The following is a 5575-nucleotide window of genomic DNA, read 5'->3' as shown; positions in this document are numbered from 1 at the left end:
CATTGTTCGCAGCCACACACACCTCTACGGGGATGGGGCCCAGCTGAATCTCTGTATCGAAGCCATGTCTCGTCCCGTACGTCGGAATGACCCCCGCGAGGGCGGCGACGTTGATGTCCGCGTTGGCTCTCTCGACGCGCTCCGCACCGACCTTGAATCGGAGGCTTATCGGCTCAAGAGTCTCAGGATCAACGGCCCACCCAGACACCCTGACGCCGGTCGCGGTGGGTTCCCACACGACATCACCGAAGGGATCCGTGCCGGTGGGAACGATCTCCGCGCACCCAATCGTCCGATTGGTGCCCGCCCCCGTGTTGTTAGCGGCTACACAGACCTGTTGCGAACCCGGCGCGAGTGGGACTTCAACATCGAATCCGTGCATTGATCCAAAGTACGCGTACTCACGCGGCAGTTCCGGTGAATCAATATCTGCGCTTCCCCGGGTCAAGAGGACTTCGTTGCTCTTAACCCGAAAGCTGACGGGGCCGTTCGTGTCGGGATCCACTATCCAGCCCGTGACGCGCACTCCCCTGTTGGTCAGAGTCCAGCCTGACACCTGCCCCACCGGATCGCCTCCGATGGAGTGCGTCGATCCGAACCAGTCGGTGAAGTAATTGAAGAAGTTGCGGTTGCCGTAGCTGGAGCAGCCGTCCCCCTCGCCGTATCCAGCCCGCAGCGCTGCTGCGTTCGGCTGGTACGGCGTGTAGTAGTAAAGGTTCGCCGTTGCCTGGTTCTCGATGTACACGGGGCTTCGACCACACCCGGTATTGGGGTGATATTGAACATTCCAGGTGTTGCCAGGTGCGTACCACGTGAAGTAGTTGCTGGTGCCCGGCGGGTTGGCGTAGCGCTTCATCTGACGGGCGCCGCCGTAGACCTGATTGAACAGCCCGTAGTAGGCAGTGTCGCACGCCGCAGTGTCGGGGCATCCCTGCCCCATCGCTGCCTGATAGGCCCACGAACTCGGAGCCGTCGAGGTGATCAACCCCTGCTCCTTCTGGAGCATGACGATGATGACCTGGGGGTTGATTCCGCAAGCCTGCGCGACCTTATAGATGACGCGGGAGGCACGCTCCATTCCGCCGCCCGAGTAAGCCCCGCACATTGGATCCGCTGCAATCGACCGGGTCTGAACGTAATAGTCCTTGAGGCACGTATACCCCGAACGACAGGAGGACACCTTCGACTCTAGGAACGACTGGATCTGCGCCTCAGACAGCGTTGAGGAGTCGAAGAATACGGCGTCGCTCACGATGTTTCCTGGGCGGAACTGGCTCAAGTCGGCAGTCTTGGCGATGTTCGAATCCACCCGAGACGGCACTGAAACCGAATCAACGGTGGCCGCAGCAGAAGGAGCGACCGAGACCAGGCCCGCGCCGATCAAGGCGAAACTCGCCACCGCAGCCCAGAAGCGAAGGTTCGCTCGCGGACTGCGTCGTGCGCGCGCGGGTAAAGGTCGAGCCATGTTACTAGTGTGACGCAAGTCTACTGAGCGGGCCCTGTGACACCCCGCTCTGCTGGCTAGAGATCGGCGTGCAGTTGCCAGACGCGGTCGCCGGCCTCGCGCCACGAAAAGCCGCGGCCGCGGTCAGCGGCGAGAGTCGCAGCCCGAGTGTGGTCGGCGTCAACAGCAAGAAGTGCCGCAAGGGATGTCGCGAGCGCGTCAGCGCCACCTTCAACAACGACCCCGCCGTCCCCGATGAGTTCCCGGTTAGCCGCGGATGCCGCGTTAAGGACCGGGATCCCGAGCACGAGCGCATCGAGCGTCCGCCACCCGTAGGTGGGCGTGATCCGGGGAGCGAGCACCACGGATGCCGAAGCCAGTGCCGCCGCGCGGTCTGCGGCATCCAGAGCCGAGAGGAAAACGACCGAGCCGAGCACGGCCTCCGCATCCGACGGCGCGTCGAGGACAACCACCGGCGCGTCCGGGACCTCCCGCCCGAGCGCGGCTACCAGCTCGCCCAACTCGGCTGCTGAGAGCCCGGCGGCGTCGACAACGACCGCACCCTCAGGCACCCCCAGGGTCCGCCGGCGTCCGACAGCGTCGCGCGGCTCAGCGAAGCCCTCCGGAGCGGCGCCGGCGATTACCCTGATTCGCCCGCGCAGTTTCGTGCGCGCGGCGAGTTCGTCGGCCATGGCGTGAAGCGGGACGACGACGGCATCCGCGTGCTTCTCAGCGCGCTTCAGCATCGCGCGATGCCACGCAACGGATGCCTTCGAAACGCGTTCCGGATGGGTCCAGGGCGTGAGGTCCCAGATGGTGACGACGGTCTGTTCGTGATTGTGAACGCGGTCGTGACGCACGAGCGGCGCGAAGAGCGTCGGCGAGTGCAGCATCCCACCGCCAAGGCCGCTGGGCAGGCCTAGGGAGAGCGCGGTCGACAGCTCGCGGCGCGGGATCGGGGAAGACTCGACGCCGGCGAGACCTTCGAGTGCCCGCACCTCGGCGAGCGCGTCCTCCCCAGCCGCCGGAACGACCCCCGCGACCTCGCACCCGCGTGGTGCGGCCGCGATCAGGGCACAGGTCAGCTCCCGCGACGCCATCGCGAGGTCTGGATCGGTAGGCGCGACCAGTTGGTCGAGAACAACACGCAATGTCGTCGTCACAGATTGGAGCCTCTTCGTCGAGCCGAACGCCTCACGCGGCGGGCGTGGGCGTGGGTGTCGGCGGATGCAGCGCCTGCTGCAGGTAGTCCTGGATGAAGGCAACATCATCGGCCGAGAGTTCTTCGGGGATGATGCCGATGCCGCCCACGCCCGAGGGAGTGAGCTCGATGGTGGTGACCGGCTGCTCCTTCGACTTGAGGGCAAGCTCGGCGAAGTACGGAACCATCGACTGCGGGATGTCGGTCTGCACGATAGCCGTGCCGGCGTCCAGCACCTCGTTGAACCGATTGAGGACGTTCATCGGCGTGAACTGCGCGAGGATCGCCTCCTGCAACTGGCGTTGGCGCAGCATCCGATCCCAGTCATTCGTGGTGTACCGAGAGCGCGCGTACCACTGCGCCGTGTCACCGTCCATGTGCTGGAAGCCCGGCTCGATCCAGCCGATTGCCCACTCCTCCGCGGGCTGCCCGTCGTAGGAGGGCCCGCCGCCCTTTGGAAGCCGCTCGGTCACGTCGATGTCGACGCCGCCGAGCGCATCGATGAGGGCGGCGAAGCCGTGCATGTCGATGAAGACGTAGTACGGGATCTCGATCCCGAGCAGCCCCTCGGCGGCATCCTTGGTCGCCTCGATGCCCGGTCCCGAGCCGTTCGCGACGGCATCCGGGTACAGTGCATTGCCGTCACGGCATACTTCCACCTCGGTGAGCAGCTGGTTAATGCCACTCCCCCACCCACAGACCGGATCGGAATGGCCGCTGTGTCCATTCGGGTAAAGATCCTGCATGGGGCCGGGCGCAAACGGAACGTTGACCATGTCACGCGGGATGCCGGTGATGGTGACGGCGCCGGTGTCTGCGTTGATCGAGGCGACCGAGATGCTGTCGTAGCGCATCGAGTCGCGGCCCTCACCGCTATCGGCGCCGAGCAGCAGGATGTTGTAATAGCCGTCCGATGGCGGCACCGACGGCCCTGACTCGGCGAAGATCGCACCAAACGAGTCGCGCACACCACCGAGTCGATCGGATGCCCAGACCACGCCGCTGCCGGCGAGAACGAGCGCCCCGACACCGACGAGCGCGACGGCGAATCGCGTGATCGACCCGGTGCGCACGAGCCGCACGAGCCGCAGGGTATCGATCGTGAGGATGATCCACAGCAACAGATAGGCGAACAGCAGCGCCTGCACCCCGAGCAGCACGAACCAGTTCGTGGCGATCGCGACGAACGCCTGCTGCCAGAGAAGGAGCGTGACGATCGATACCGCGATCAACGTCCAGCCGAAGAGGGTCGCGCCGAGCCCGAACCGACCGAGTCTCCGGTTCCCCGCGAGAACCTGCGCCGATCCCGGGATCACGAAGTTGAGAATGAGCAGCCACCACGCCCGACGCGTCATCATCGGCCGCGATGCGGTGTTCGGGTAGCGCAGCGGCCGGTTCTCGATGACCGGTCGCCGCGGCGACGGCCGGGATCCGGTCATCCGCGGGGGGCTGGCGACACTCACAGCGCCTCCTTGAGCCGCCGGTTCTTCTCCTCAACGACACCCTCGAGATCGCGCGCGTAGGTCTCGATCGCATCGGCGTGGGCGGGATCGGCGATTCCCAGCATCCGCACCGCCAACAGCCCTGCGTTGCGAGCACCGCCGATCGACACTGTTGCCACCGGGATGCCAGCGGGCATCTGAACGATGCTGAGGAGCGAGTCCAACCCGTCGAGGGTGGCCAAGGGAACGGGAACGCCGATGACCGGAAGTGCCGTGACCGAGGCGAGCATGCCGGGCAGGTGAGCTGCCCCGCCGGCGCCGGCGATGATGACACGGATGCCGCGCCCTCGCGCCTCGCGGCCGTAGGCAACGAGCTTGTCGGGTGTGCGGTGGGCGGAAACGACCTCGACCTCGTGGGGTACGCCGAAGTCCGTCAGCGCCTGAGAGGCGTCGCTCATGACGCGCCAGTCGGAGTCCGAGCCCATGACGACACCGACGAGCGGGGCAGGGGAACTGTGGAGCGCAGCGGTCACCGGACCAGGCTAGGGTGCATGGCTGGGGATTGCCCGGAACGGCACCCCCGAAGGGAGAATCTGTGACCGAGTCCACCGCTTCCGCCCGAGGGAACCTCGACATCGACGCTCTGCTGCACGCCCGCTACGGCGATGCGGCTCCCGCGCTGACCGAGTCGGCCCTGCGCGACTCGGCAACCCTCGCGGGGCTGCTTCATCACCACACTGTGCGCCACTTCACTGACGCACCAGTCAGCGACCAGGCGATCACCGCGATGCTCGCTGCCGCCCAGTCGGCGGCGAGTTCCTCGAACCTGCAGCTGTGGAGCGTCGTTGAGATACGGGATGCCGCGACCATGCGCGCTCTCGTGGACGAGGTGGGTACGAGCACCTTCGTCGCCGACGCACCCGTCATCCTGCTGTTCATCGCGGACTGGGCGCGGGCCTCGGCAATCGCGGCGGCCGAAGGTGCAGCCGATGAGGCGGCGGACTACCTCGAATCCACCCTTGTCGCGTTCGTCGATGCTGCTCTCGCCGCACAGAACGCCGTCGTCGCGGCGGAGTCGCTCGGGCTCGGCACCTGCTATCTCGGTTCGGTTCGCAACAACCCCGAGCGCGCCGCGGAGCTGATCGGCCTCCCCGACCGGGCGATGGTGGCGTTCGGCCTCGCTGTCGGGTATCCCGATCCCACCGACACCGCGGGGATCAAACCGCGCCTCGCGCCGAGCGTCGTCCATTCCCGCGAGCGCTACTGCCCCATCACGGATGCCGACGTCGCCGCCTACGACGCCGAGATCGCCGCGTACCACGCGAGCCAGGGACGCCCGACGGGATGGAGCCGGGCCGTCATCCGTCGTGTGAAGGACGCGGCGGGCCTCAACGGCCGCGACCGGATGCGCGCCTGGCTCACCGGGCGCGGAATGCCCTCGAACTAGGCATCCGCCCCAGCCTTAGTCCTGGAAGAACGCGGCTGCCG

General features: G+C 66.5%; 4 protein-coding genes and 1 pseudogene. 1 reads left to right on the top strand and 4 read right to left on the bottom strand.

Annotated features, from left to right (window positions below; translation table 11 throughout):
- The 4 genes and pseudogenes from B3587_RS02955 to purE all read right to left on the bottom strand — a co-directional run.
- Positions 1-1309, bottom strand: a pseudogene (locus B3587_RS02955) (hypothetical protein); the annotation flags it as partial.
- A gap of 212 nt (positions 1310-1521) precedes the next feature.
- Positions 1522-2607 carry a glycosyl transferase gene (locus tag B3587_RS02950; RefSeq protein WP_292726432.1) on the bottom strand — a complete coding sequence of 362 codons (1086 nt, stop codon included), beginning with the start codon at positions 2605-2607 and terminating at the stop codon, positions 1522-1524.
- A gap of 31 nt (positions 2608-2638) precedes the next feature.
- A complete protein-coding gene (locus B3587_RS02945) occupies positions 2639-4108 on the bottom strand; it encodes an LCP family protein (RefSeq protein ID WP_292726430.1) in 1470 nt (489 codons plus the stop codon).
- Positions 4105-4572, bottom strand: a complete 468-nt coding sequence (gene purE / locus B3587_RS02940) for a 5-(carboxyamino)imidazole ribonucleotide mutase (RefSeq protein WP_228177819.1) — start codon at positions 4570-4572, stop codon at positions 4105-4107. Before purE ends, B3587_RS02945 begins: the two co-directional genes overlap by 4 nt.
- A gap of 110 nt (positions 4573-4682) precedes the next feature.
- On the opposite strand from purE, the gene B3587_RS02935 reads away from it, so the two are divergent.
- The gene (locus B3587_RS02935; RefSeq protein ID WP_292726428.1) at positions 4683-5534 is read left to right on the top strand and encodes a nitroreductase family protein; all 852 of its coding nucleotides are present in this window, start codon (positions 4683-4685) and stop codon (positions 5532-5534) included.
- Positions 5535-5575: the final 41 nt, after the last annotated feature.

The sequence above is a fragment of the Microbacterium sp. UBA837 genome (assembly GCF_002296025.1).
Classification (GTDB): Bacteria; Actinomycetota; Actinomycetes; order Actinomycetales; family Microbacteriaceae; genus Microbacterium.
This window is presented reverse-complemented; position numbering and strand designations above follow the sequence as displayed.

Coding starts and splice junctions, on each gene's coding strand:
- purE (WP_228177819.1), bottom strand. CDS start 4,572: ATGGGCTCGGACTCCGACTGGCGCGTCATGAGCGACGCCTCTCAGGCG.